The organism is Pseudomonas sp. AA-38 (genome assembly GCF_029457475.1).
GTDB lineage: Bacteria > Pseudomonadota > Gammaproteobacteria > Pseudomonadales > Pseudomonadaceae > Aquipseudomonas.
The window spans coordinates 4,626,134-4,647,741 of sequence record NZ_CP120359.1; the positions used below are offsets into that span (position 1 = coordinate 4,626,134).

The following is a 21,608-nucleotide window of genomic DNA, read 5'->3' on the forward strand; positions in this document are numbered from 1 at the left end:
ACTCACGATAAACGCCGCTGATGGTGCTTCCCTGATCGACAATGGCAGCTAAGCTGCTGATTCACCCTCTGCATGCAGGAGCCACCGATGAGCAATAGCGCCGAACTCGCCACCTTCACCGGCTGGGCCGCCACCACGCCCAAGGCGCCATTGGAGCGCCTGAGCTATGACCCTGGCCCGCTCGGAGCCGAAGAAGTCGAGGTCGCGGTGGAATACTGCGGCATCTGCCATTCCGACCAGTCGATGATCGACAACGAATGGGGCAACGCGCGCTACCCCTTCATCCCCGGCCATGAGGTGGTCGGCACCATCGTCCGCCTCGGCGAACAGGCGCGTGGCCTCAAGCTGGGGCAACGGGTCGGCATCGGCTGGTACAAGGGTAGCTGCATGCATTGCGGCTCGTGCATGGAAGGCTCGCACCAGTTGTGCCGCTCGGTGAAGCCGACCATCGTTGGCAGCCACGGCGGTTTCGCCGACCGCCTGCGCTCGCACTGGGCCTGGGCCGTGCCGCTGCCCGATGGCCTCGACCCGGCGCTGGTCGGCCCGCTGTTCTGTGCCGGCTCGACAGTGTTCAGCCCGCTGCTGGAATTCGACATCAAGCCCACCGACCGCGTCGGCGTGGTCGGCATCGGCGGCCTCGGCCACCTGGCGTTGCGCTTTCTCAACGCCTGGGGCTGCGAGGTAACCGCCTTCACCTCGTCGCTGAACAAGCAGGATGAAGCCAAGCGCCTGGGTGCGCACAAGGTGGTGGCTTCCACCGACAGCGCGGCGCTGAAGGCCATTGCCGGTACCCTGGATTTCCTCCTGGTCACTGCCAGTGCCGACCTCGACTGGCCAGCGCTGATTGGCACCCTGCGCGGCAAGGGCCGGCTGCACTTCGTCGGCATCGTACCCAGCGCTATCCCGGTGCATGTGTTCAATCTGATCCCGCAGCAGAAGAGCCTCTCCGGCTCCCCGGTGGGCTCGCCGAAAACCATGGCCACCATGCTCGAGTTCTGCGCGCGGCACCAGATCCTGCCACAGGTCGAGCAGTTCCCCATGAGCCAGGTGAACGCGGCCATCGACCATCTGCGCAGCGGCAAGGCGCGCTACCGCGTGGTGCTGGACGCCAGCAAATGACAGCACGGGCGCAGAGCTGGCACGCTCTGCGCCCTGCTTTGCTCAAGATAACTGCCATCATGCCGCTGATTCTCGACACCCCTACCGACGCCGAACTGCCCACCCTGGTGGAAATCTGGGAGGCCGCCGTGCGCGCCACCCATCACTTCCTGCCGGAAAGCGACCTGCAGGTGATCAAGCCGTTGCTGCGCGGGCAGTATTTCCCGGCTGTGCAATTGACCTGCGCACGCGATGAGTCGGGTCGGATACTGGGCTTTCTCGGCACCACCGAAGGCATGGTGGAAATGCTCTTCGTCGCCCCCGCCTGCCACGGCCAGGGCGTGGGCAAGCGGCTGATGCGCCATGCCATCGACGAGCTGGGCGCCACCCGCGTCGACGTCAACGAACAGAACCCGCTGGCCGTAGGCTTCTACCAGCATCTGGGCTTCGTCGTGACCGACCGCTCACGCCTGGACGGCGGCGGCCGGCCGTTCCCGATCCTGCATATGCAACTCGCAATCTCATAACGCGGGCCAGTCGTAGGGCGGTCCGGGGCGCCAGCCGCTCGTAGCGCCAGCGCACAGCCCGCCGGGCCATGTAAACGCACCCTCCACGCCCACCTACCCCATCGGCCAGGCCGCTACTATCCCCTCCAACGCCTGCTTGAGTTCGACCCGGCTGGCCGCCGCCGCGAGGCTGACGCGCACCGCATGCCCCGGATTGGCCTCCACCGCGAACACCTCGGCCGGCACCACTTCCACGCCATGCTGCCGGCAGGCCTCGGCCAAACCGGCCGGCGGCGTGCCATCGAGCCACAGATGCGGTGCCACCGCCCTGCCCTGCGGCATGCGCGGCCCGAGCACGCGCGCGGCCAGGCGCCAGCGCTGCTGCAGCTCGTCGATCTGCCAAGCCAGGCGCTGTTCGGCGATGCCGCTTTCGATCCACTCACAGGCCAGCGCCAGGCTCAGCGGCGTGACCGCCCAACGCGTGGCCTGGGCCTCGGGATCGATACGTTCGAGCAGCTCCGGCGCCCCCGCGATAAAGCCCAGACGCAAGCCCGGCGCAACGCTCTTGGACAGACTGCTGATCAGCAGGCAGCGCTCCGGCGCCTGCACGGCCAGCGGCGCCTCGTTGCCCAGTACGCCGTAGACGTCATCCTCGACGATCCACAGCCCGCGCCGCCGCGCCACCTCAGCAATGGCTGCGCGGCGTTCGGCATCCAGGCTGGCGCCCGTAGGGTTCTGCAGACAGGGTGTAAGCACCGCGACACGGGCTCCGGTGGCACGCGCCAGGCGGTCGAGGTCATCGGGCAGGATGCCGCGTGCGTCCATCGCCACGCCGTGCAGCGGCAGGCGCAACTGACGCGCGGCGGCCTTGATCCCCGGCGCCGTGTAGCGCTCCACCAGAATCGGCTCGCCAGCTTCGCACAGCGCCAACAGCGCCGCCGAAACGCCCTGCTGGGCACCGGCGCAGAGCAGCAGGCCGCCTGGCGCCAGCTCCAGTCCACGGCGGCGCAGCCAGGTGGCGCCGGCCAGATGCGCACGCTCGACCAGCGCTGCTGACGGGTAAGCCTGCAACGCCTCCAGTTCGCCCCGTTCAGCCAGCGCAGCAAGGCTGGCGGAAAGATCATGGTTATCCGGGTCATGCACCGGCACGTTGGTCGACAGGTCGATGACCTCGCCCTGCGCGGCCGGTTGCTTGAGGCGAAAAAGACTCGCCTCACGGCTGCCGGCCAGCACGTAGGTGCCACGCCCGACCTCCCCGGAAACCAGGTGCCGGCGCGCCGCCTCGCGGTAGGCAAGCATCACCGTGCTCGGGTTGATGCCCAGTGTCCAGGCCAGGCGGCGCTGCGGCGGCAGGCGTTCGCCAGGCTTGAGTTCGCCACGGCCGATCGCGGCGGCGATGGCCTCGACCAGTGCCAGGTAAGTGGGTAAGGAGCTGTCTTGCAGATCAGGAAGCCACATTGCTTGCCATGCAATATAAAGATTTACCCATACAATGCGCCGCACTAGCATCCGGGTCAACGCCACCCGGAGCACCCGCCATGTTCGACCTCGCCCAACTGCGCCAGAGCGCCCAACTGGTTCACCACCATATGGCCCCTACGCCGCAACTGAGTTGGCCGCTGCTGTGCCAGCGCACGGGTTGCGAGCTATGGGTCAAGCACGAGAACCACGCGCCCACCGCCGCCTTCAAGGTGCGCGGCGGGCTGGTCTATATCGACGCCCTGCTGCGCCGCGAGCCGCAGGTGCGCGGCCTGGTTACCGCCACCCGTGGCAACCATGGCCAGAGCCTGGCATTGGCGGCACGCGCAGCCGGTCTGGCGATTCGCATTCTGGTGCCGCACGGCAACGCCCGCGAGAAGAACGCGGCAATGCGCGCGCTCGGTGCGGAGGTGATCGAACATGGCCGCGACTTCGACGAAGCCCGCACCGAGGCCGCGCGCCTGGCCGAACGCGACGGCCTGCATTGGGTGCCGTCATTGCATGAGGATCTGGTGCGCGGCGTGGCCACCTATGCCCTGGAGCTGCTGGAAGCAGTGCCCAATCTGCGCCGGGTCTATGTGCCCATCGGCCTCGGCTCGGGCATCTGCGCGATGATCCGCACCCGCGACCTGCTCGGCCTCGACACCGAGATCGTTGGCGTGGTCGCCAGCGGCGCCGATGCCTATGCACGCAGCTTCGAGCAAGGTCGCCTGGTGCAGACCGAACGCGCCGAGACCCTGGCCGACGGCATGGCCTGCCGCCAGCCGCAACAACTGACGCTGGACATGCTCCGCGCCGGCGCCGCACGCATCGTGCGAGTCGATGATGAGGAAATTCGCGCCGCCATCCGCGCCTACCACGAAGACACCCACAACCTCGCCGAAGGTGCCGGCGCTGCCGCCCTCGCCGCCATGATGCAGGAGCGCGAAGCCAACGCCGGCCAGCGCGTGGCCGTGGTGCTCAGCGGCGCCAATATCGACCGCCAGGCCCTGGCCGAACTGCTGCGCGACGAACCCCCGGCAGCAGCCTGAGCTACGCCTACCAGCGGTGGCTGAAGGTGTAGGTGCGCTGTGCGCACCACTGGCAAACAGCAACCTGCTGACCCCGTTCAAGCCTTCACCACTGAATTGCCCATCAACGGAACGGCGGCTCGTCGAAGCTGCGCAGCTTGCGCGAGTGCAGCGAATTGAGCTGGCTGCGCATCAGCTCCAGCGCAGCGATGCCGATATGCAGGTGCTGGGTCACCGCGCGTTCGTAGAAGGCGCCGGCCGCGCCGGGCAGCTTGATCTCGCTGTGCAGGGGTTTGTCCGACACGCACAGCAGCGTGCCGTAAGGCACCCGCAGGCGATAGCCCTGGGCGGCGATGGTGCCGCTCTCCATGTCCACCGCTACCGCCCGCGACAGGTTGATCAACGGTCGCTCCTGGGCCCAGCGCAGTTCCCAGTTGCGGTCGTCGTAGGTCAGCACGGTGCCGGTACGCAGGCGCTTCTTCAGCTCGTCGCCCTGCTCGCCGGTGACCTGCTTGGCCGCCTCCTGCAACGCCTGCTGCACCTCGGCCAGCGCCGGCAGCGGGATATTCGGCGGCAGCACGCGGTCGAGAATGCCATCGCGGCGCATATAGGCGTGGGCCAGCACGTAGTCACCGATGGTCTGCGACTGACGCAGGCCGCCGCAGTGGCCGATCATCAGCCAGCAGTGCGGGCGCAGCACGGCCAGGTGGTCGGTGATGTTCTTGGCGTTGGACGGGCCAACGCCGATATTGACCAGGGTGATGCCGTGGCCGTCGGCGGCCTGCAGGTGATAGGCCGGCATCTGGTAACGATGCCAGACCACGTTCTCGATGATCGCCTGCATCTCGCCTTCGGCCATGCCGCGCTCGACCACCACGTTGCCCGGTAGCACCATGCGGGTGAAACGCGAGTCACTCTGCAGCATGTCCAGGCCATGGCGGATGAATTGGTCGACGTAGCGGTGGTAGTTGGTCAGCAGAATCCACGGCTGCACATGACGCCAGTCGCTGCCGGTGTAGTGCTGGATGCGCTTGAGCGAGAAGTCGGTGCGTGCCGCGTCGAACAGCGCCAGCGGCAGCGGGTCGATGTTCTCCCAGTCGTACAGGCCATCGGCGGTGCCGTCGGTGGCAGCAGACAGATCGGTGCTAGGGAATACCCGCGCCAGTTCGGCGGCGGTCACACCACTGCCGGCCAGCTCGTCACCGCCCTCCACCACGTAGGGATAGGGGATGTTCTGCTGGCTGCGGCCGACCTCGACGCGCAGGGTGAAGTCGTTCATCAGCGGGCGCAGTTGCTCCAGCAGGTATTTGCGGAAGGCCGCCGGCTGGGTCACGGTGATGGCGTAGATGCCCGGCACCTGAATCTTGGCATAGGCGCGCACGGTGGTCGGCACCTCGCCCTGACACAGGTAGGCCAGGCGCAATTCGGGATAACGGAACAGGCAGTGCTCGTCGGCATCCGGGCGCACGCGCGCCTTGAGATAGCGCTTGAGGGCCTGGCTCAGAGCGCCGGTAGCTTCCTCATACAACGCGGCCAGGCGGTCGACCGCCTCTTCGGGGGTGTGAACAACGACGAAATCATCGGAACAGACTTTCACGTGGGCGTATTCCTGACTGAACGAACGCCCCTATCTTGCCTGCAACCTCGCGGCAAAACATAGCGCGGCGACCGAAGAATTCGGCCGCCGCGCCACCTCATCAGGCCGCCGCCTGATGCAAACGCACGTTGAACAGCGGCCCCTGGCTGAAACGCGCCAGCGCCTTGGCCCCGGCCAGCACACCCAGGTCGATCAATGGCTCGACCAGGATCACGCTCATATAGGCCAGGCCGAAGCTGCCCACGGCTGCCAGGTTGTCGCTGGTGAAGCCGTGGCCGTAGAAGGCCCAGAAGCCGACCCAGGCGACGATGCCACCCTGATAGGCGGTCGACAGTGCCAGCGCCTGCTTGTAGGAAAGGTCGACATAGGCGGTGCCTGGCGCAACGATGCGCTTGGCCAGCACGCTGATGGCCCACAGCGGCACCAGCAGGGTGGTGACGTTCATGCCGTACTGCGGCAGATCGAACGGGGCGAACAGCAGGCCCTGCAACAGCAGCCCAGCGGCCAGGCCTATGGCGGTGGCCCCCGCACCGAACAGCAACAGCAGGGTGGAGCCGAGGATCAGGTGCACCTCGGAAACGCCCACGGGATGGTGCGGCAACACCTCGAAGAAGCAGAACACCAGCGTTGTGGTCAGCAGGCTGCGCAGGGCCAGGGCAGCCGCCCCGCCATTGTCGCGAATGGCATCACGCGCCAGTTTGGCCGTCAGGCCGAAAGCGCCGACCGCCGTTGCGTAGCTGAGGAAGATCTTGGCGCCTTCGACGACGCCCGGTTCGATATGCATGCGAGTTCCTTGGCCGCGCCCACCGCGCGACGAGTTGGAGGATCGATGGGGTCGATGGCAGGTCTCCTGGCTCACGGCTTGGTACTCCGCCCGCCTTCCCGACCGCAGTCAGTGGCATGAAGGGCATCGTTCGCCGTTTACAGTTGCGGGGGCAGCCAGGGCATTGGCGAGTTCGCCGCACCCTGTTCCCTTTTCATCCACACGCGCCGGGGCGCGGAGGAACCATCGATGGCAACCTTACTCCGCAGCTTGGGCAAAAGACAGTACTCGCGCTCAAGGCTCCGCCCACCTCAGCCCCGCGCAATGTGCTTCGTCGACAATCCGAGCTTGCCCCCCTACGCCAACTGGCTGTGCGAGACGCCGAGATGCTTCCGTTGCCAAAAAGCCTCGCCACCTGAACGGATGCTGTCCTGAACTCAGCCGAAGCTGCCGCAGATAAGCGGTGCATCACACTATGACCAGGCGGATGTAACTCTTTATTACAAGCCATGCGCAGTATTTCCGAACTCGCACCGGCTACGGGCCATGCGAGCCTTTAGAACCATCATCCAGTAACGAGAGCGCACATGAAGAAGACCCTGATCGTTGCGTTAACAGCTCTGTTCGCAACCGGCGCCATGGCGGCCGAACAGCAACCGCACTGGAGCTACAAAGGCAAGGAAGGCCCCGAACACTGGGCACAATTGGATCCAGGCTACGAAACCTGCGCGCTCGGCCATGCGCAATCGCCGATCGACATCAGCCATGCCACCCGCGCATCGCTGCCTCGCATTGCCTTCGACTACCAGGCCAGCCCAGCCGAAGTGGTGAATAATGGTCACACCGTGCAGGTGAATCTGAGCAATGCTGGCGGCATCGAGATCGACGGCAAACCCTACCGCCTGGTGCAATTTCATTTCCACACACCCAGCGAAGAGCACATCGCAGGCAAGGGCTTCCCGATGGTGGCGCACTTCGTTCACCAGTCTACCGATGGTCATTTGGCGGTAGTGGCTGTGCTGTTCAAGGAAGGTGCGAAAAACCAGGCACTGGACTCAGTGTTCAAGGCCATGCCGGACAAGGCAGGGGAAAAAGTCGAGTTGGCAAGCAACTTCGCACCACAAACCGTACTACCGCAGCAACAGGGCTACTACGCCTTCGCCGGCTCGCTGACCACCCCGCCATGCAGTGAAGACGTGCAATGGCGCGTACTTAAACAGCCAGTCGAGCTGTCCCACGAACAACTGGCGCAGTTCCAGCACCTATACGCGAAGAACGCCCGCCCGATCCAGGCGCTCAATGGGCGAGCCGTCCTGGAGAGCGAAGACTGAAACGCTCTGATGCACCGGCTGAATGACCGGTGCATCGCATCATCGCGGACTTGACCTGAGCCCCTGGCTACTTCGGCGTGAGAAACACGCCTCCACGCTCCGGGTTGAGCATTACCTGATTGGTTCAACCTCGCTCACGCGGGGAACACACTTAGCGTAACCAACTGTTCCGAAAGGGAAAAATCAGCCGCTAAAAATCTACCAACTTTTCCCTGTTAAAGAGCGCTCCGGCATCAAAGCAGATGCGGCGTGCTACGCGCCAGCAGCGCCTCGACATCGACACCACGCGGCAAGGTGCCGTAGACACGGCCACGGCCTTCCAGGCGGCTGGCGATAAAGGCGTCGCTCAACACGCTGTTGCCGGCCTCCAGCAGCAGTTTGGCCTGCAATGCCACGGCCATGTCTTCGGTGAGCTGGCGGGCGCGATACTGGATGTCGGCGGTGTCGGCGAAGTCGGCTTTCAGACGCTGAACATGGGCCTTGAGGCGGGCATCGCCATGACCGTCGCCCAGTTCGGCGAACAAGGCATCGAGCACGCCGGGCTCCTTGGACAGCGCACGCAGCACGTCCAGGCATTGCACGTTACCCGAGCCTTCCCAGATGGAGTTGACCGGCGCCTCGCGGTACAAGCGCGGCATGATGGTTTCCTCGACGTAACCGGCGCCACCCATGCATTCGCTGGCTTCATAGATCATTTCCGGCGCGCGCTTGCAGATCCAGTACTTGCCCACGGCGGTGACCAGGCGGGCGAACTTGTCTTCCTGTTCGTCATGCAGGTGATCGAGCGCGCGGCCCATGCGCATGCACAGCGCCAGCGCGGCTTCGCTTTCCAGCGCCAGGTCAGCGAGCACGTTCTGCATCAGCGGCTGGTCGGCCAGCCGCTTGCCGCCCACCTGGCGGTGTGCGCAGTGGTGCGCGGCCTGGGTCAACGCCTGGCGCATCAGGCCACTGGAGCCAACCATGCAGTCAAAGCGGGTCATGGCCACCATTTCGATGATGGTGGGTACGCCACGCCCTTCCTCGCCGAGCATCCAGGCGAATGCACCGCGATATTCCACTTCGCTGGAGGCATTGGCCCAGTTGCCCAGCTTGTTCTTCAGACGCTGGATGTAGAAGGCGTTGCGCGTGCCGTCCGGGCGGTGACGCGGCAGCAGGAAGCAGGAGAGGCCCTTGTCGGTGTAGGCCAGGGTGAGGAAGGCATCGCACATCGGCGCCGAGCAGAACCATTTGTGCCCGACCAGTTCGTAGCCCTGCCCCGGCCCACCGATGCCGATGGGATAGGCGCGGGTGGTGTTGGCGCGCACGTCGGTGCCGCCCTGTTTCTCGGTCATGGCCATACCGATGGTGACCCCGGCTTTCTGCTCCATCGGCAGGTTGCGCGGGTCGTACTCGGTGGCCAGGATCTTCGGCAGCCACTGCTCAGCCACGTTGGGCTGCAGGCGGATGGCCGGCACGGCGGCGAAGGTCATGGTCAGCGGGCAGCCACTGGCCGCCTCGGCCTGGCTGTGCATGTAGGTGAGGCCGGCGCGTACGACATGGGCGCCAGCACGCGGGTCGATCCAGGGCAGCGAAGGCAGGCCATGCTCGATGGCCGTGCGCATCAGTTCGTGATAGGCCGGGTGGAATTCCACCAGGTCGATGCGGTTGCCGTAGCGATCATGGCTCTTGAACTGCGGCTTGTTTTCGTTGGCGAGAAAGCCTGCCTGCATCAGGGAACCACCGGCGAGGGCGCCATAGGCAACAAGGCGCTCGTCCGCCCAGGCGCCGCCATAGCGGCGCACCCACTCCTGCAGCGGCAGGTCGAGGCGATAGAGATTGGCACCATCCAGGCTAGGCACCTGGTTGAACACCTCGTGGGTTTCGGCGAGCAGGCTGGGTTTCATCGCATGGTCTCCTTGGCGCCAACGGCGCGCAGGCAGAAGGTGGCAAGGCTGGCGCTGACCTGGGCCAGTTCCAGGGTGGGATATCCGGCTTCACGGGCAGCGCGCGCCGGCGGGGAAAGCGGCCCGACCAACGCCTCGGCGATGGCGCCGACCAGGCAGGCCGCCACCAGGCCGATCTGCTCGACCTGAAACTCGCCGCTGCGCGCACCTTCCTCGAGCAGGTCGATGAACAGTTCGGCGTAGGCCTCACGGTAGAGCAGGCGTTGCTCGTCGACCTGGGTATCCACCGGCTCGGCGATCAGCGCGAAGGCCAGGCGCCGGCTATGCCAGGCGCGGGCGGCGAATTTTTCCAGGCCCAGGCACAAGCGCTGAGCGGCACTCCCTGGCCCGCGTAGATCCGCGGCCAGGGCATCCACCTCACGCTGACTGGCCACGGCAAAGACCTCAGCAGCCAGTTCGCCCTTGCTGCGAAAGTGCCGGTACAGGCTGCCGGTGGCGATGCCAACGTCCTCGGCCAGGGCCTGCATGGTCAGGGCGGCGAAACCGCCTTCCACCACCCGCAGCAGGGCGCAGTCGAGTATGCGCGCGCGCAGGGCTTGGTCACGGTCGAGTTGAGCTTCGCTGAGGCGGTAGGCCATGGTCTGAATCCTCGTTCACTGGCTTGAGTGAATCAGGATTCAGACCTTGGCTAAAGAGGCGTTTCGGCCAAACAGGCGGACGAACCAGGCATTGGGGTGCTGTTTGTAGGAGCCAGCTTGCTGGCGATCATCGCGCCACCGACGAAGAGCATCGCCGGCAAGCCGGCTCCTACAGGAAGGGGAGTTTGGACGCAGGGGTCAGGCGTTCGCCGGGGCGCGGCACAGCACCCAGTCATGCAGCAGCACGCGCAACTCGTCGAACTTCACCGGCTTGGCCAGGTAGTCGCTCATGCCGGCCGCCAGGCAGCGTTCGCGGTCGCCGCTGTGGCTATGGGCAGTGATCGCCAGCACCGGCACCTCAGCACAGCCTGGCAGCGTGCGCAACGCGCGGCAGGTAGCGAAGCCATCCATGATCGGCATTTGGCAGTCCAGCAGTACGGCATCCACCCGTTCGTTGCGCAGTAGTTCCAGGGCATCGGCGCCGTTGTCGGCAGTGCGCACGCGGTAGCCGAGCTTGAGCAGCATGCCGCGCGTCACCAACTGGTTGATGGCATTGTCCTCGACTACCAGTACCGTGCATTGCTGTGGCGTGCGCACGGCCTTGCCCACCGGGCCACGCGCCGGGCGCGGTACGCTGCCAGCCACCTGCTGCGGCTGCGTCAGAGGCACCTCGACGAGAAAGCGACTGCCCTGTCCTGGCACGGAATGATGCTCCAGGCTGCCGCCGAGCAGATCCACCAGTTGCCTGCACAATGCCAGGCCGATGCCGAGGCCGCCGTACTTGCGCGTCATGGAACCATCGATCTGGCGGAAGCGCTGGTAGAGCATGTCCTGGTCAGGGTCGAAACCAATGCCGGTGTCGCTGACCTGAACCCTGAGCGGCACGCTGTCCCCCGCCCGGCCAGCGGCCATGACCTGCAGGCGAACCTCACCTTCGTGGGTGAACTTGATGGCATTGTCCAGCAGGTAACCCAGGGCCTGGGCCAGCTTGTCGGCGTCGCCTTCGACAACGTCCGGCAGGCTGTCGTCGAGGCTCAGATGGAACACCAGGCCCTTGTCTTCGGCCCGGGGGGCGTACTGCGCGCGCAGGTCATCGAACAGGCTACGCAGGCTGAAGACCTGCCGCCGTGGGTAGAGCTTGCCGGCCTGCAGCTCGGTGAGCGCGAGGATGTCGTTGACCATGCGCATCATGTCGCGCGCCGAGGCGGCAGCGGTCTTCTGGTACTGCTCCAGCTCGACATCCATCTTCACCGTCTGCATCAGTTCCAGCGAGCCGATCACACCGTTCATCGGCGTGCGCAGCTCATGGGTGACGGTGGCGAGGAACTCGTCCTTGAAGCGGTTGCTGTCGGCCAGCTCCTGGTTCAGCGCTTCGAGTTTGTGGCTGGCATCCTGGAGGATCCGCGCACGCTCTTCCTTCATCGCGTTGATACGGTCGGCCAACGCCAACGACAACAGACCGACCTCGATGGCCGAACCGATCTGGCTGGCGTACATGGTGAGGAATACGTTGGGCAGATAACCCAGCACCATCAGTGTGTTGATCGCGCCACCGGCTAGGAAGGCCGTCCAGGCGAAGATGAAGTAACGCGCCACGCGCATGCCGCGCAGCCAGGCCAGGATGCCGGCGGCGAAGATCAGCACGGTGAAACACAGCGCCAGGTAGGTGGCCAGGCGCAGCGCCGTGGCGTAGCTGATGGTCAGTGCCAGCACCATCACCGTCGCACCACAGGCCATCAGCAACATCAGCCCGCGGTCGACCCAGGGGCTGTGCTCGGCGGTGTGCAGGAAGCTGCGGGCGAACTGGCAGCCGAACAAGGACGCCGAACCGATCAAAAAGGGCGTGGCGGCATTGGCCCACCAGGGGCTGTTGGGCCAGAAGTACTCGATGCCGGCACCGTTGACCGACACCTGATACAGGCCGAACGAAGCGATGTAGAGGATGTAGTAGAGGTAGCTGGTGTCACGCACGCTGAGGTAGATGAACAGGTTGTACACCAGCATCACCAGCAGCACGCCGTAGATGATGCCGAGCACGTAGATGCGCCCTGGCTGGTCTTCCAGGTAAGCGTTGGGTGCCCACAGGGTCAGCGGCGCCTGGATCGACCCCTGGCTCTCCAGACGCAGGTACAGGCGCTTGGGCTCACCGGGGTGCAACAGCAGCTCGAACAGGTAGTTGTTCTGGCGGAGCTGGCGACTGTCGAATGGCAGGGCATCGCCCGTGCGCTGGGTCAGATGGAAACGTCCGCCACCTTCCTGCTCGTAGAGCTCCACATGGTCGAGAGGCGGGTAGGCCAGCTCCAGCAACCAGGAACGCGGGCCGCTCGACTGCTGCGGCCGATACTCCAGATCCAGGCGTAACCAGAACACCGAGCGCGAGTAACCGGCATTGAGCACGGACTGATCATGCTGGATGAAGCTGCGCTCCAGCGCTGGCGAGACGATATCGTCGATGCTGGCGTCACCGCGCACGTCCTCGAACACATAGATGCTCTGCCCCAGCGGCAGCGCGCGCATCTGCTCGTCGAAGGTGGCTGCAGCGACGAACGAAGAAAGAACCAGGCTCAACACGAGCAGGAACAGGCGACCCATACGACCCCACGAAGCCTGTCGAGCGCCAGCGGGAGTGCGTGACTCCACCGCCCGTATCGCTGCGCCAGGGAAACTTGATAAACGAAACGCACTACTCTAGGGGCTGCCTGGGCACTTGGCCAGATTCGACCCACTTTTCTGCCGGACAGCGTCACAGCAGCGGCCTGCAACAACGGTTAATCGGCTGTTTTTGCCTAGGCCAGCCTGCCTCGCTTACGTTTTTCAACGGCCTGTTAGTGATAAGCTCGCGCACCATGAAAACGCCAAACTTTCGCCCCGTAGTGCTGTGCATGTCCGGTCACGACCCCAGCGGTGGTGCCGGCCTGCAGGCCGATATCGAAGCCCTGCTCGCCCAGGGCTGCCACGCCGCCCCGACGGTGACCGCGCTGACCGTGCAGGACACGGTGAATGTCAGCGATTTTCGCGTACTCGACCGCGGCTGGGTGCTGGCCCAGACCCGTGCCGTGATCGCCGACATGCCCGTGGCCGCCGTCAAGCTGGGCATGCTCGGCTCGGTGGACATGGTCGACACCGTGCTCGAAGTGATGAGCCAATTGCCGGGCGTGCCGCTGGTCTGCGACCCGGTACTGCGCGCCGGTGGTGGCGGTTCGCTGGGCAAGGACGATGTCGGCTATGCCATGCGCGAACGCCTGTTCGCCGCCGCCACCATCGCCACGCCGAACCTGCCGGAAGCGCGCATCCTCGCCGAACTGCCGGAAGGCAGCGCGGATGAATGCGCCGAAAAGCTGTTGCCTTATATCGAGCACCTGCTGATCACCGGCGGCCATGGCGACGAAGCCGAAGTGCACAACCGCCTGTACAGCCGCGATGGCAGCCGTCATACCTTCACCTGCGCGCGCCTGCCCGGTAGCTACCATGGCTCCGGTTGCACCCTGGCCAGCACCCTGGCCGGTCGCCTGGCCCTGGGCGAAGAACTGGTCAGCGCCGTGAACAGTGCCCTGGATTACACTTGGCGCACCCTGCGCGATGCCGAGCAACCCGGCCACGGCCAGTACGTGCCACGCCGCTTGCCTTTGGATTTCGGTGCATGAATCTTCGCGGCCTCTACGCCATTACCGATACGCCTTTGCTGGCCGGCGGCAAGCTGCTGCCCTACGCCGAAGCGGCGCTGAGCGGCGGCGCGCGTCTGCTGCAGTACCGCGACAAGTCCGCCGATGCCGTGCGCCGTTTCGATGAAGCCCAGGCCCTGGCCGAGCTGTGCCAGCGCCACGACGCCACGCTGATCATCAACGACGACCTGGAACTGGCCGCGCGCCTGGGCGTCGGCCTGCACCTGGGCCAGAGCGACGGCTCGCTGGCCGCCGCCCGCGCCCACCTCGGCGCAGATGTGGTGCTCGGCGGCACCTGCCATGCCCAGCTAGAGCTGGCCGAACGTGCCGTCGTCGAAGGCGCCAGCTATATCGCCTTCGGCCGCTTCTTCAATTCCCACACCAAGCCCGGCGCGCCGGCTGCCACCCTGGAGCTGCTGGATCAGGCCCGCGCACGCTTTGCCCAGCCCATCGTTGCCATCGGCGGCGTGACCCTGGACACCGCCCCCGGCCTGATCGCCCACGGCGCCAGCCTGGTCGCGGTGATCCACGCCCTGTTCGCTGCGGACTCCGCCCTTGAGGTGGAAGACCGCGCCCGCGCCTTTGCCGCGCTGTTCGATTGACCTTTTGCAGAGAGAACCTGTCATGTCCCGTTCCGAAATCCTCTTCGCCTACGCCCAGAAGCACATCCCCGGCGGCGTCAACTCACCGGTGCGCGCCTTCCGCAGCGTCGGTGGCACGCCGCTGTTCTTCAAGCACGCCGAAGGCGCCTATGTGGTGGACGAAGACGACAAGCGCTACGTCGATTACGTCGGCTCCTGGGGCCCGATGATCCTCGGCCACAGCCACCCGGACGTGCTCGACTCGGTGCGCCGGCAACTGGAGCATGGCCTGTCCTACGGCGCGCCGACCGCGCTGGAAACCGAGATGGCCGAGCTGGTGTGCTCGCTGGTGCCGTCGATGGAGATGGTGCGCATGGTCAGCTCCGGCACCGAGGCGACCATGAGCGCCATCCGCCTGGCCCGTGGCTACACCGGCCGCGACAGCATCATCAAGTTCGAGGGCTGCTACCACGGTCACTCCGACAGCCTGCTGGTCAAGGCCGGCTCTGGCGCCCTGACCCAGGGCGTGCCGAACTCCGCTGGCGTGCCGGCGGCCTTCGCCAAGCACACCCTGACCCTGCCGTTCAACGACATCGACGCCGTGGCCGAATGCCTGACGCAGGTCGGTAAGGAAGTGGCGTGCATCATCGTCGAGCCGGTGGCCGGCAACATGAACTGCGTGCCGCCGGCGCCGGGTTTCCTCGAAGGCCTGCGCGAGCAGTGCGACAAGCATGGCGTGGTGCTGATATTCGACGAAGTGATGACCGGCTTCCGCGTCGCCCTCGGTGGTGCCCAGGCGCACTACGGCGTCACCCCGGATCTGACCACCTTCGGCAAGATCATCGGTGGCGGCATGCCGGTCGGCTGCTTCGGCGGCAAGCGCGCGATCATGGAGTGCATCGCCCCGCTCGGCCCGGTGTACCAGGCCGGCACCCTGTCGGGTAACCCGCTGGCCATGGCCGCCGGCCTGACCACCCTCAAGCTGATCAGCCGTCCTGGCTTCCACGCCGAGCTGAGCGACTACACCACACGCATGCTCGATGGCCTGCAACAACGCGCCGATGCCGCCGGCATTCCCTTCGTCACCACCCAGGCCGGTGCCATGTTCGGCCTGTACTTTAGCGGCGCCGACGACATCGTCACCTTCGCCGACGTGATGGCCAGCGACAGCGCGCGCTTCAACCGCTTCTTCCACCTGATGCTGGACGGCGGCGTATACCTGGCACCGAGCGCCTTCGAGGCCGGTTTCACCTCCATCGCCCATGGCGACAAGGAGTTGGAAATCACCTTCGCCGCTGCCGAGCGCGCCTTCGCCGAGCTGAAAAAAGCCTGATGCAGTACAGCACCGCCTTCAGCGATGCCTTGCTGGCCCTGGCTTGCGCCACCTGCGCCTGGCTGATTGCTCGGGCACGCAGGCGGCATGGCGAGGGCGATCAGCCGGCGCTGTTCTGCGCCCTGCTCGGTTTCCTGCTGCCGGCGGCAGCGGCCAGTGTCGGCGTGATTCGCTACGGCCTCGACCCGAGCTGGCAGGCCGCGCACCTGTGGCTCTCCCAGGCCAGCGCCTTTCTCGGCCTGCCGCTGCTCGGCGCCGCCGCCTTGGCACTGGGCCGTGGCTGGGCCTGGAGCCGGCCGAACTGGGGGCGCATCGTCCTCGGGCTGTGCGCCTTCTTCGAGCTGTTCCGCCAGTTCGGCCATCTGGAGGACTATCGCCTGGCGCTGCATCTGGCGACGCTGGCGCTGATCCTCTATGCCGGTGCGCTGCAGTGGCCACGCCGTACCCCCGCGATTACTGCAGCCGCCGTGGTGGGCCTGTTGCTGCTGGCTGGCCTGGCGGTGGGCAGCGAGGGCGTGATCGGGCCGCTGCGCCGTGTCGACCTGTACCACCTGCTGCTTGCAGCGGCTTACCCCTTGCTGGCCTGGCTACTGCTGAGCCTGCCGGGGAGCGCCCGCAACCCGGTGCGGTAAAGGCTTTGTAACAAGCGCGCGGTTTATTCCATAATGCATCGGTCGGCACGTATCGCGCCGGCCGGGCCCGTAACCCGCCCCGAACCGCTGAGGCACCGTTATTCAGATGACTCGCACCGGCCGCAGCCTGTCCATGGGCTGCCTGTTGCTTTTCCTCCCGCTGTTTGCGTTCGCAGGCGGCAACTCACTGCTGATCCCGGCGACCGGCAGTTGTGCCCTGAGCGGCCCAGCCGAAGACATGCCCGAAGCCCTTGCCAGTTGCCAGGAGATGGCGCGCAGCGGCAACGTTCAGGCCGCCTTTGATCTGGGTGAGTACTACTACGACGGCAAGCGCACCCCGCGCGACCTCAAGCAGGCGCTGAGCTGGTTCGAGCGCGCCTCGCTGCAGGGCCATGCCGAAGCGCAACTGCGCCTGGGCACCATGTTCTTCCGTGGCGAAGGCGTACCGGCCAACAACGTGCAGGCTTACATCGTGTTGAAGATGGCCTCGGTCAACGGCTCGGACGAAGCCATGGACACCGCCGACCTGGTGTCGGCGCAGATGCGTCGAGACGAACTGGAAATCGCCACCCAGGTGCTGGGGCAGATCTTCCGCAGCTACCTGCTGGAATTGCAGACCGCCGAAAGCCGCTCACCTTTCGCGCCCTTGCCCTGAAAGAGCAGCCGCAAGCTGCAAGCCTCAAGCAGCAAGTAAAAGCCAAGACATGCACCTAGCCAGCTTGAAGCTTATGGCTTGCAGCTTGTCGCTTACTTGTCCGGCATCGGCATGGGGAACGGCATCACGTTGCCGCCGCCCTTGGCCTCGCTGATCTTCGCCGTGCCCAGGCGCTCCACCTCGTCGATACGGATGATCGCGTGCATCGGCACGAAGCTGCGCACCACGCCCTCGAACTGCGCCTTGAGCTTTTCCTCGCTGGGGTCGACCACCAGTTGGCTGCGCTCACCGAAGACGAACTCCTCCACCTCCAGAAAGCCCCAAAGATCGCTCTGGTAGATCTGCTTGGCATACATCTCGTACACCTGGCCCTGGTTGAGGAAAATCACCTTGTAGATGGGATCACGCTTGCTCATGAAGACTCGAAGGCAGGAAAAACGGGGCGCGCAGGATAGCACAAGGTCGGAAGCTGCAAGCTGCAAGACGGATGGCCGCCCCCTGCAAACTGCAAGCAAGCGTAGCCCGGATGCAATCCGGGAATGAACGGCGCAAGCCCCCGGATTGCATCCGGGCTACCCGACTACGGTTTTGTGCGCTTGCCTGCGGCCTGAAGCTTGTAGCCTGTCGCCCGCCGCTCCCCTATAATGCGCGGTCATTTTTTAACCACCTCAGACAGTGCCATGACCAAGAAGCTCTATATCGAAACCCACGGTTGCCAAATGAACGAGTACGACAGCTCGCGCATGGTCGACCTGCTGGGCGAGCATCAGGCCCTGGAGGTCACGGAAAAACCCGAAGAAGCCGACGTGATCCTGCTCAATACCTGCTCGATCCGCGAGAAGGCGCAGGACAAGGTGTTCTCCCAGCTCGGCCGCTGGCGTGAGCTGAAGCAGGCAAACCCGGATCTGGTGATCGGCGTCGGCGGCTGCGTGGCCAGCCAGGAAGGCGCGGCGATCCGCGACCGCGCACCCTATGTCGACGTGGTATTCGGCCCGCAGACCCTGCACCGCCTGCCGGAAATGATCGACGCCGCGCGCGTGACCAAGACCGCCCAGGTGGACATCAGCTTCCCCGAGATCGAGAAGTTCGACCGCCTGCCCGAGCCACGCGTCGACGGCCCCAGCGCCTTCGTCTCGGTGATGGAGGGCTGCAGCAAGTACTGCACCTTCTGCGTGGTGCCCTACACCCGTGGCGAGGAAGTCAGCCGCCCGCTGGTCGACGTGCTGATGGAAATCACCTCCCTTACCGAGAAGGGCGTGAAGGAAGTCACCCTGCTCGGGCAGAACGTCAACGGCTATCGCGGGCAAGCCCCGGACGGCCATATCGCCGACTTCGCCGAGCTGCTGCATGCCGTGGCCGCGCTCGATGGCGTCGAGCGCATCCGCTACACTACCAGCCACCCGCTGGAGTTCTCCGACGCCATCATCCAGGCTCACGCCGAGATTCCGCAGCTGGTGAAATACCTGCACCTGCCGGTGCAGTCCGGCTCCGACCGCATTCTCGCGGCGATGAAGCGCAACCACACCGCGCTGGAGTACAAGTCGCGCATCCGCAAGCTGCGCGCCGCCGTGCCGGACATCCTGATCAGCTCGGACTTCATCGTCGGCTTCCCCGGCGAGACCGAGAAGGATTTCGAGCAGACCATGAAGCTGATCGAGGACGTCGGTTTCGACTTCTCCTTCTCCTTCATCTACAGCTCGCGCCCGGGCACCCCGGCCGCCGATCTGGTCGACGACACCCCGGAAGAGGTGAAGAAGCAGCGCCTGGCCCTGCTCCAGCACCGCATCAACCAGAACGGCTTCGAGAACAGCCGACGCATGGTCGGCACGGTGCAGCGCATCCTGGTCAGCGACTACTCGAAGAAAGACCCCGGCATGCTCCAGGGCCGCACCGAGCAGAACCGCATCGTCAACTTCCGCTGTGATAATCCACGCCTGATCGGCCAGTTCGTCGACGTGCATATCGACGATGCCCTGCCCCATTCGCTGCGCGGCACCCTGCTGGATACGGACACCCTCCACTAACGTCGCGGGCGCCCCCACTTTGCGTTGTCGGCGCCCGGCGTTATGCTGCCTTTCCATACCCAGACAAGTGACGATCACACCATCACCTTGAACGCTTCCCTAGAACCTCATCGCTTCACCCTCGAGCCCTTCGAGGCCCACCGTTTCGCCAACCTCTGCGGCCAGTTCGACGAGCACCTGCGCCTGATCGAAGAGCGCCTCGGTCTGGAAATCCGCAACCGTGGCAATCAGTTCGAGATGCTCGGCAGTGCCGACAAGGCCCAGGCTGCCGAGACCCTGCTGCGCAAGCTGTACCGCGAAACCAAAGCCACCGAGCTGTCGCCCGACCTGGTGCACCTGTACCTGCAGGAGTCCGGCGTCGAGGAGCTGGTCAACCCCAGCAATGCGCCGCAGGTGACCCTGCGCACGCGCAAGGGCGTGATCAAGCCGCGCGGCGCCAACCAGCAGCGCTACGTCAAGGCGATCCTCGACAACGACATCAACTTCGGCATCGGCCCCGCCGGTACCGGCAAGACCTACCTGGCCGTGGCCTGCGCGGTGGACGCGCTGGAGCGCGAGCAGGTAAGGCGCATCCTGCTGGTGCGCCCAGCGGTGGAAGCCGGCGAGAAACTCGGTTTCCTGCCCGGTGACCTGGCGCAGAAGATCGACCCCTACCTGCGCCCGCTGTACGACGCTCTGTATGAAATGCTCGGCTTCGACCACGTGGCCAAGCTGATCGAGAAGCAGGTGATCGAGATCGCGCCGCTGGCCTACATGCGCGGCCGCACGCTTAACAACAGCTTCATCATTCTCGACGAGAGTCAGAACACCACCGTCGAGCAGATGAAGATGTTCCTCACCCGTATCGGTTTCGGCTCCACCGCCGTGATCACCGGCGACATCACCCAGGTCGACCTGCCGCGCGGCACCAAGAGTGGCCTGGCCCACGTCATCGAAGTACTGCGCGACGTGCCGGGCATCAGCTTCACCCACTTCCAACCCAAGGACGTGGTGCGCCACCCATTGGTGCAGCGCATCGTCGAAGCGTACGAGCGCCACGATGCCCGTGTGAACGCCAAGGTCGAGAACAAGGATGCTTGAACTCGACCTGCAACTGGCCACTGACGGCCAGCACCCGGACGAGGCGCAACTGCGCCGCTGGTGCGAACTGGCCCTGCGCCAGCGCACAGCCGACTCGGAGCTGACCATCCGCCTGGTCGACGAAGCCGAAGGCCGCGAGCTGAACCACACCTGGCGGCACAAGGACTACGCCACCAACGTCCTGTCCTTCCCCGCCGAGATTCCCGATGGGATTCTCGACATCCCGCTGCTGGGCGACCTGGTGATCTGCGTGCCGGTAGTCGAGCGCGAAGCGGCCGAACAAGGCAAGGCACTGGAAGCGCACTGGGCACATCTGGTGATCCACGGCTGCCTGCACCTGCTGGGCTATGACCATATCGAGGAAGACGAAGCCCTCGAGATGGAAGATCTGGAACGACAATTGCTCGCCGAACTGGGTCATCCCGACCCTTATGCCGGTGACGAACCTCCTAATGAAAAGGACCCCGAGTAAAACGCCATGAGCGAAGACCGATCGAGCAACGAGCAGAAGTCCTGGTTCAACAAGCTGACCCAGGCTTTTGCTCATGAGCCGAGAAACCGCCAGGAACTACTGGAAGTCCTGCGCGAAGCCCACCAGAACAAACTGCTCGACAGCGAAGCGCTGAGCATCGTCGAAGGCGCCATTCAGGTCGCCGACCTGCAGGTACGCGACATCATGGTGCCGCGCTCGCAGATGATCAGCATCAAGGCCAGCCAGACGCCGCAGGAGTTCCTCCCGGCCATCATCGAGGCGGCCCACTCGCGCTACCCGGTGATAGGTGAAAGCCTCGACGACGTCATCGGCATCCTCCTGGCCAAGGATCTGCTGCCGCTGATCCTGCAGGGCGACCAGCCCAACTTCAACATCAAGGATCTGCTGCGCCCGGCCACCTTCGTGCCCGAGTCCAAGCGCCTCAACGTGCTGCTGCGCGAGTTTCGCGCCAACCACAACCACATGGCCGTGGTGATCGATGAATATGGCGGCGTCGCCGGCCTGGTGACCATCGAAGACGTGCTGGAGCAGATCGTCGGCGACATCGAGGACGAGCACGATGTCGAGGAAGACGGTTACATCAAGCCGCTGCCCTCCGGCGACTACCTGATCAAGGCGCTGACCCCCATCGACAGCTTCAACGAGGCCTTCGACAGCCAGTTCTCCGACGACGAGTACGACACCGTCGGCGGCCTGGTGATGAACGCTTTCGGCCATCTGCCCAAGCGCAACGAAGTCACCGAGATCGGCGAATTCCGCTTCCGTGTGCTCAACGCCGACAGCCGGCGCATCCACCTGCTGCGCCTGACCCCAGTCAGCCGCTGAGCCTCCGGCCCGAGGCGC

Annotated in this window: 20 protein-coding genes and 1 riboswitch; of the genes, 13 read left to right on the top strand and 7 right to left on the bottom strand. The window is 65.2% G+C overall.

All coding sequences use genetic code 11. The annotated features are described in order from the left end of the window. Positions 1 to 87 precede the first annotated feature (87 nt). The gene (locus PVE35_RS21300) at positions 88 to 1,119 is read left to right on the top strand and encodes an NAD(P)-dependent alcohol dehydrogenase (RefSeq protein ID WP_268179079.1); all 1,032 of its coding nucleotides are present in this window, start codon (positions 88 to 90) and stop codon (positions 1,117 to 1,119) included. 59 nt (positions 1,120 to 1,178) lie between these two features. After that, positions 1,179 to 1,625 carry a GNAT family N-acetyltransferase gene (locus PVE35_RS21305; RefSeq protein WP_277372912.1) on the top strand — a complete coding sequence of 149 codons (447 nt, stop codon included), beginning with the start codon at positions 1,179 to 1,181 and terminating at the stop codon, positions 1,623 to 1,625. A gap of 93 nt (positions 1,626 to 1,718) precedes the next feature. On the opposite strand, the gene PVE35_RS21310 is transcribed toward PVE35_RS21305, so the two are convergent. Then, on the bottom strand, positions 1,719 to 3,062 hold the full coding sequence (locus tag PVE35_RS21310) for a PLP-dependent aminotransferase family protein (RefSeq protein ID WP_277372913.1): 1,344 nt from the start codon (positions 3,060 to 3,062) through the stop codon (positions 1,719 to 1,721). An 80-nt stretch (positions 3,063 to 3,142) separates the two neighbouring features. On the opposite strand from PVE35_RS21310, the gene PVE35_RS21315 reads away from it, so the two are divergent. Beyond that, entirely contained in the window at positions 3,143 to 4,114 is a 972-nt protein-coding gene (locus PVE35_RS21315) for a threonine dehydratase (protein ID WP_277372914.1), read from the top strand. Between the two features lie 103 nt (positions 4,115 to 4,217). Here the strand turns inward: PVE35_RS21315 and amn are convergent, their stop codons facing one another. Together amn and PVE35_RS21325 are read right to left on the bottom strand one after the other, a co-directional pair. Further along, positions 4,218 to 5,690, bottom strand: coding sequence for an AMP nucleosidase (gene amn / locus PVE35_RS21320; RefSeq protein WP_277372915.1), 1,473 nt, complete (start codon positions 5,688 to 5,690; stop codon positions 4,218 to 4,220). Between the two features lie 100 nt (positions 5,691 to 5,790). Further along, positions 5,791 to 6,474, bottom strand: a complete 684-nt coding sequence (locus tag PVE35_RS21325; RefSeq protein ID WP_277372916.1) for an energy-coupling factor ABC transporter permease — start codon at positions 6,472 to 6,474, stop codon at positions 5,791 to 5,793. A 38-nt stretch (positions 6,475 to 6,512) separates the two neighbouring features. Then, positions 6,513 to 6,716, bottom strand: a riboswitch (cobalamin riboswitch). 324 nt (positions 6,717 to 7,040) lie between these two features. Between PVE35_RS21325 and PVE35_RS21330 the strand changes: the two genes are divergently transcribed. Next, positions 7,041 to 7,784 (top strand): carbonic anhydrase, encoded by a 744-nt coding sequence (locus PVE35_RS21330; RefSeq protein WP_277372917.1) that lies wholly within the window; start codon positions 7,041 to 7,043, stop codon positions 7,782 to 7,784. A gap of 233 nt (positions 7,785 to 8,017) precedes the next feature. On the opposite strand, the gene PVE35_RS21335 is transcribed toward PVE35_RS21330, so the two are convergent. The 3 genes from PVE35_RS21335 to PVE35_RS21345 form a co-directional block, all read right to left on the bottom strand. Further along, the gene (locus tag PVE35_RS21335; protein ID WP_277372918.1) at positions 8,018 to 9,667 is read right to left on the bottom strand and encodes an acyl-CoA dehydrogenase family protein; all 1,650 of its coding nucleotides are present in this window, start codon (positions 9,665 to 9,667) and stop codon (positions 8,018 to 8,020) included. Continuing rightward, positions 9,664 to 10,305 carry a TetR/AcrR family transcriptional regulator gene (locus PVE35_RS21340; protein ID WP_277372919.1) on the bottom strand — a complete coding sequence of 214 codons (642 nt, stop codon included), beginning with the start codon at positions 10,303 to 10,305 and terminating at the stop codon, positions 9,664 to 9,666. Before PVE35_RS21340 ends, PVE35_RS21335 begins: the two co-directional genes overlap by 4 nt. 198 nt (positions 10,306 to 10,503) lie before the next feature. After that, the gene (locus tag PVE35_RS21345) at positions 10,504 to 12,897 is read right to left on the bottom strand and encodes a hybrid sensor histidine kinase/response regulator (RefSeq protein ID WP_268179088.1); all 2,394 of its coding nucleotides are present in this window, start codon (positions 12,895 to 12,897) and stop codon (positions 10,504 to 10,506) included. 254 nt (positions 12,898 to 13,151) lie between these two features. On the opposite strand from PVE35_RS21345, the gene PVE35_RS21350 reads away from it, so the two are divergent. From PVE35_RS21350 to PVE35_RS21370, 5 genes are all read left to right on the top strand, one after another. After that, positions 13,152 to 13,949 carry a hydroxymethylpyrimidine/phosphomethylpyrimidine kinase gene (locus PVE35_RS21350; RefSeq protein ID WP_277372920.1) on the top strand — a complete coding sequence of 266 codons (798 nt, stop codon included), beginning with the start codon at positions 13,152 to 13,154 and terminating at the stop codon, positions 13,947 to 13,949. Further along, positions 13,946 to 14,569 (top strand): thiamine phosphate synthase, encoded by a 624-nt coding sequence (gene thiE, locus PVE35_RS21355; RefSeq protein WP_277372921.1) that lies wholly within the window; start codon positions 13,946 to 13,948, stop codon positions 14,567 to 14,569. Before PVE35_RS21350 ends, thiE begins: the two co-directional genes overlap by 4 nt. A 22-nt stretch (positions 14,570 to 14,591) precedes the next feature. Beyond that, complete coding sequence (hemL, locus tag PVE35_RS21360) at positions 14,592 to 15,881, top strand: glutamate-1-semialdehyde 2,1-aminomutase (RefSeq protein WP_277372922.1); 1,290 nt, start codon at positions 14,592 to 14,594, stop codon at positions 15,879 to 15,881. After that, a complete protein-coding gene (locus PVE35_RS21365; RefSeq protein ID WP_277372923.1) occupies positions 15,881 to 16,513 on the top strand; it encodes a hypothetical protein in 633 nt (210 codons plus the stop codon). Before hemL ends, PVE35_RS21365 begins: the two co-directional genes overlap by 1 nt. 106 nt (positions 16,514 to 16,619) lie before the next feature. Further along, positions 16,620 to 17,168 carry a tetratricopeptide repeat protein gene (locus PVE35_RS21370; protein ID WP_268179093.1) on the top strand — a complete coding sequence of 183 codons (549 nt, stop codon included), beginning with the start codon at positions 16,620 to 16,622 and terminating at the stop codon, positions 17,166 to 17,168. Between the two features lie 92 nt (positions 17,169 to 17,260). Here PVE35_RS21370 and PVE35_RS21375 read toward each other — a convergent pair whose 3' ends face one another. Continuing rightward, a complete protein-coding gene (locus PVE35_RS21375; protein ID WP_013717157.1) occupies positions 17,261 to 17,584 on the bottom strand; it encodes a DUF1820 family protein in 324 nt (107 codons plus the stop codon). A gap of 264 nt (positions 17,585 to 17,848) precedes the next feature. Between PVE35_RS21375 and miaB the strand changes: the two genes are divergently transcribed. The 4 genes from miaB to PVE35_RS21395 all read left to right on the top strand — a co-directional run bounded on the left by miaB (position 17,849) and on the right by PVE35_RS21395 (position 21,590). Next, on the top strand, positions 17,849 to 19,192 hold the full coding sequence (gene miaB, locus PVE35_RS21380; protein WP_277372924.1) for a tRNA (N6-isopentenyl adenosine(37)-C2)-methylthiotransferase MiaB: 1,344 nt from the start codon (positions 17,849 to 17,851) through the stop codon (positions 19,190 to 19,192). An 87-nt stretch (positions 19,193 to 19,279) separates the two neighbouring features. Continuing rightward, positions 19,280 to 20,272, top strand: coding sequence for a PhoH family protein (locus PVE35_RS21385; protein WP_268179096.1), 993 nt, complete (start codon positions 19,280 to 19,282; stop codon positions 20,270 to 20,272). Continuing rightward, a complete protein-coding gene (gene ybeY / locus PVE35_RS21390) occupies positions 20,265 to 20,744 on the top strand; it encodes an rRNA maturation RNase YbeY (protein WP_268179097.1) in 480 nt (159 codons plus the stop codon). The genes PVE35_RS21385 and ybeY overlap by 8 nt, the downstream gene beginning before the upstream one ends. Before the next feature lie 6 nt (positions 20,745 to 20,750). Then, on the top strand, positions 20,751 to 21,590 hold the full coding sequence (locus tag PVE35_RS21395) for an HlyC/CorC family transporter (protein WP_268179098.1): 840 nt from the start codon (positions 20,751 to 20,753) through the stop codon (positions 21,588 to 21,590). Positions 21,591 to 21,608 lie beyond the last annotated feature (18 nt).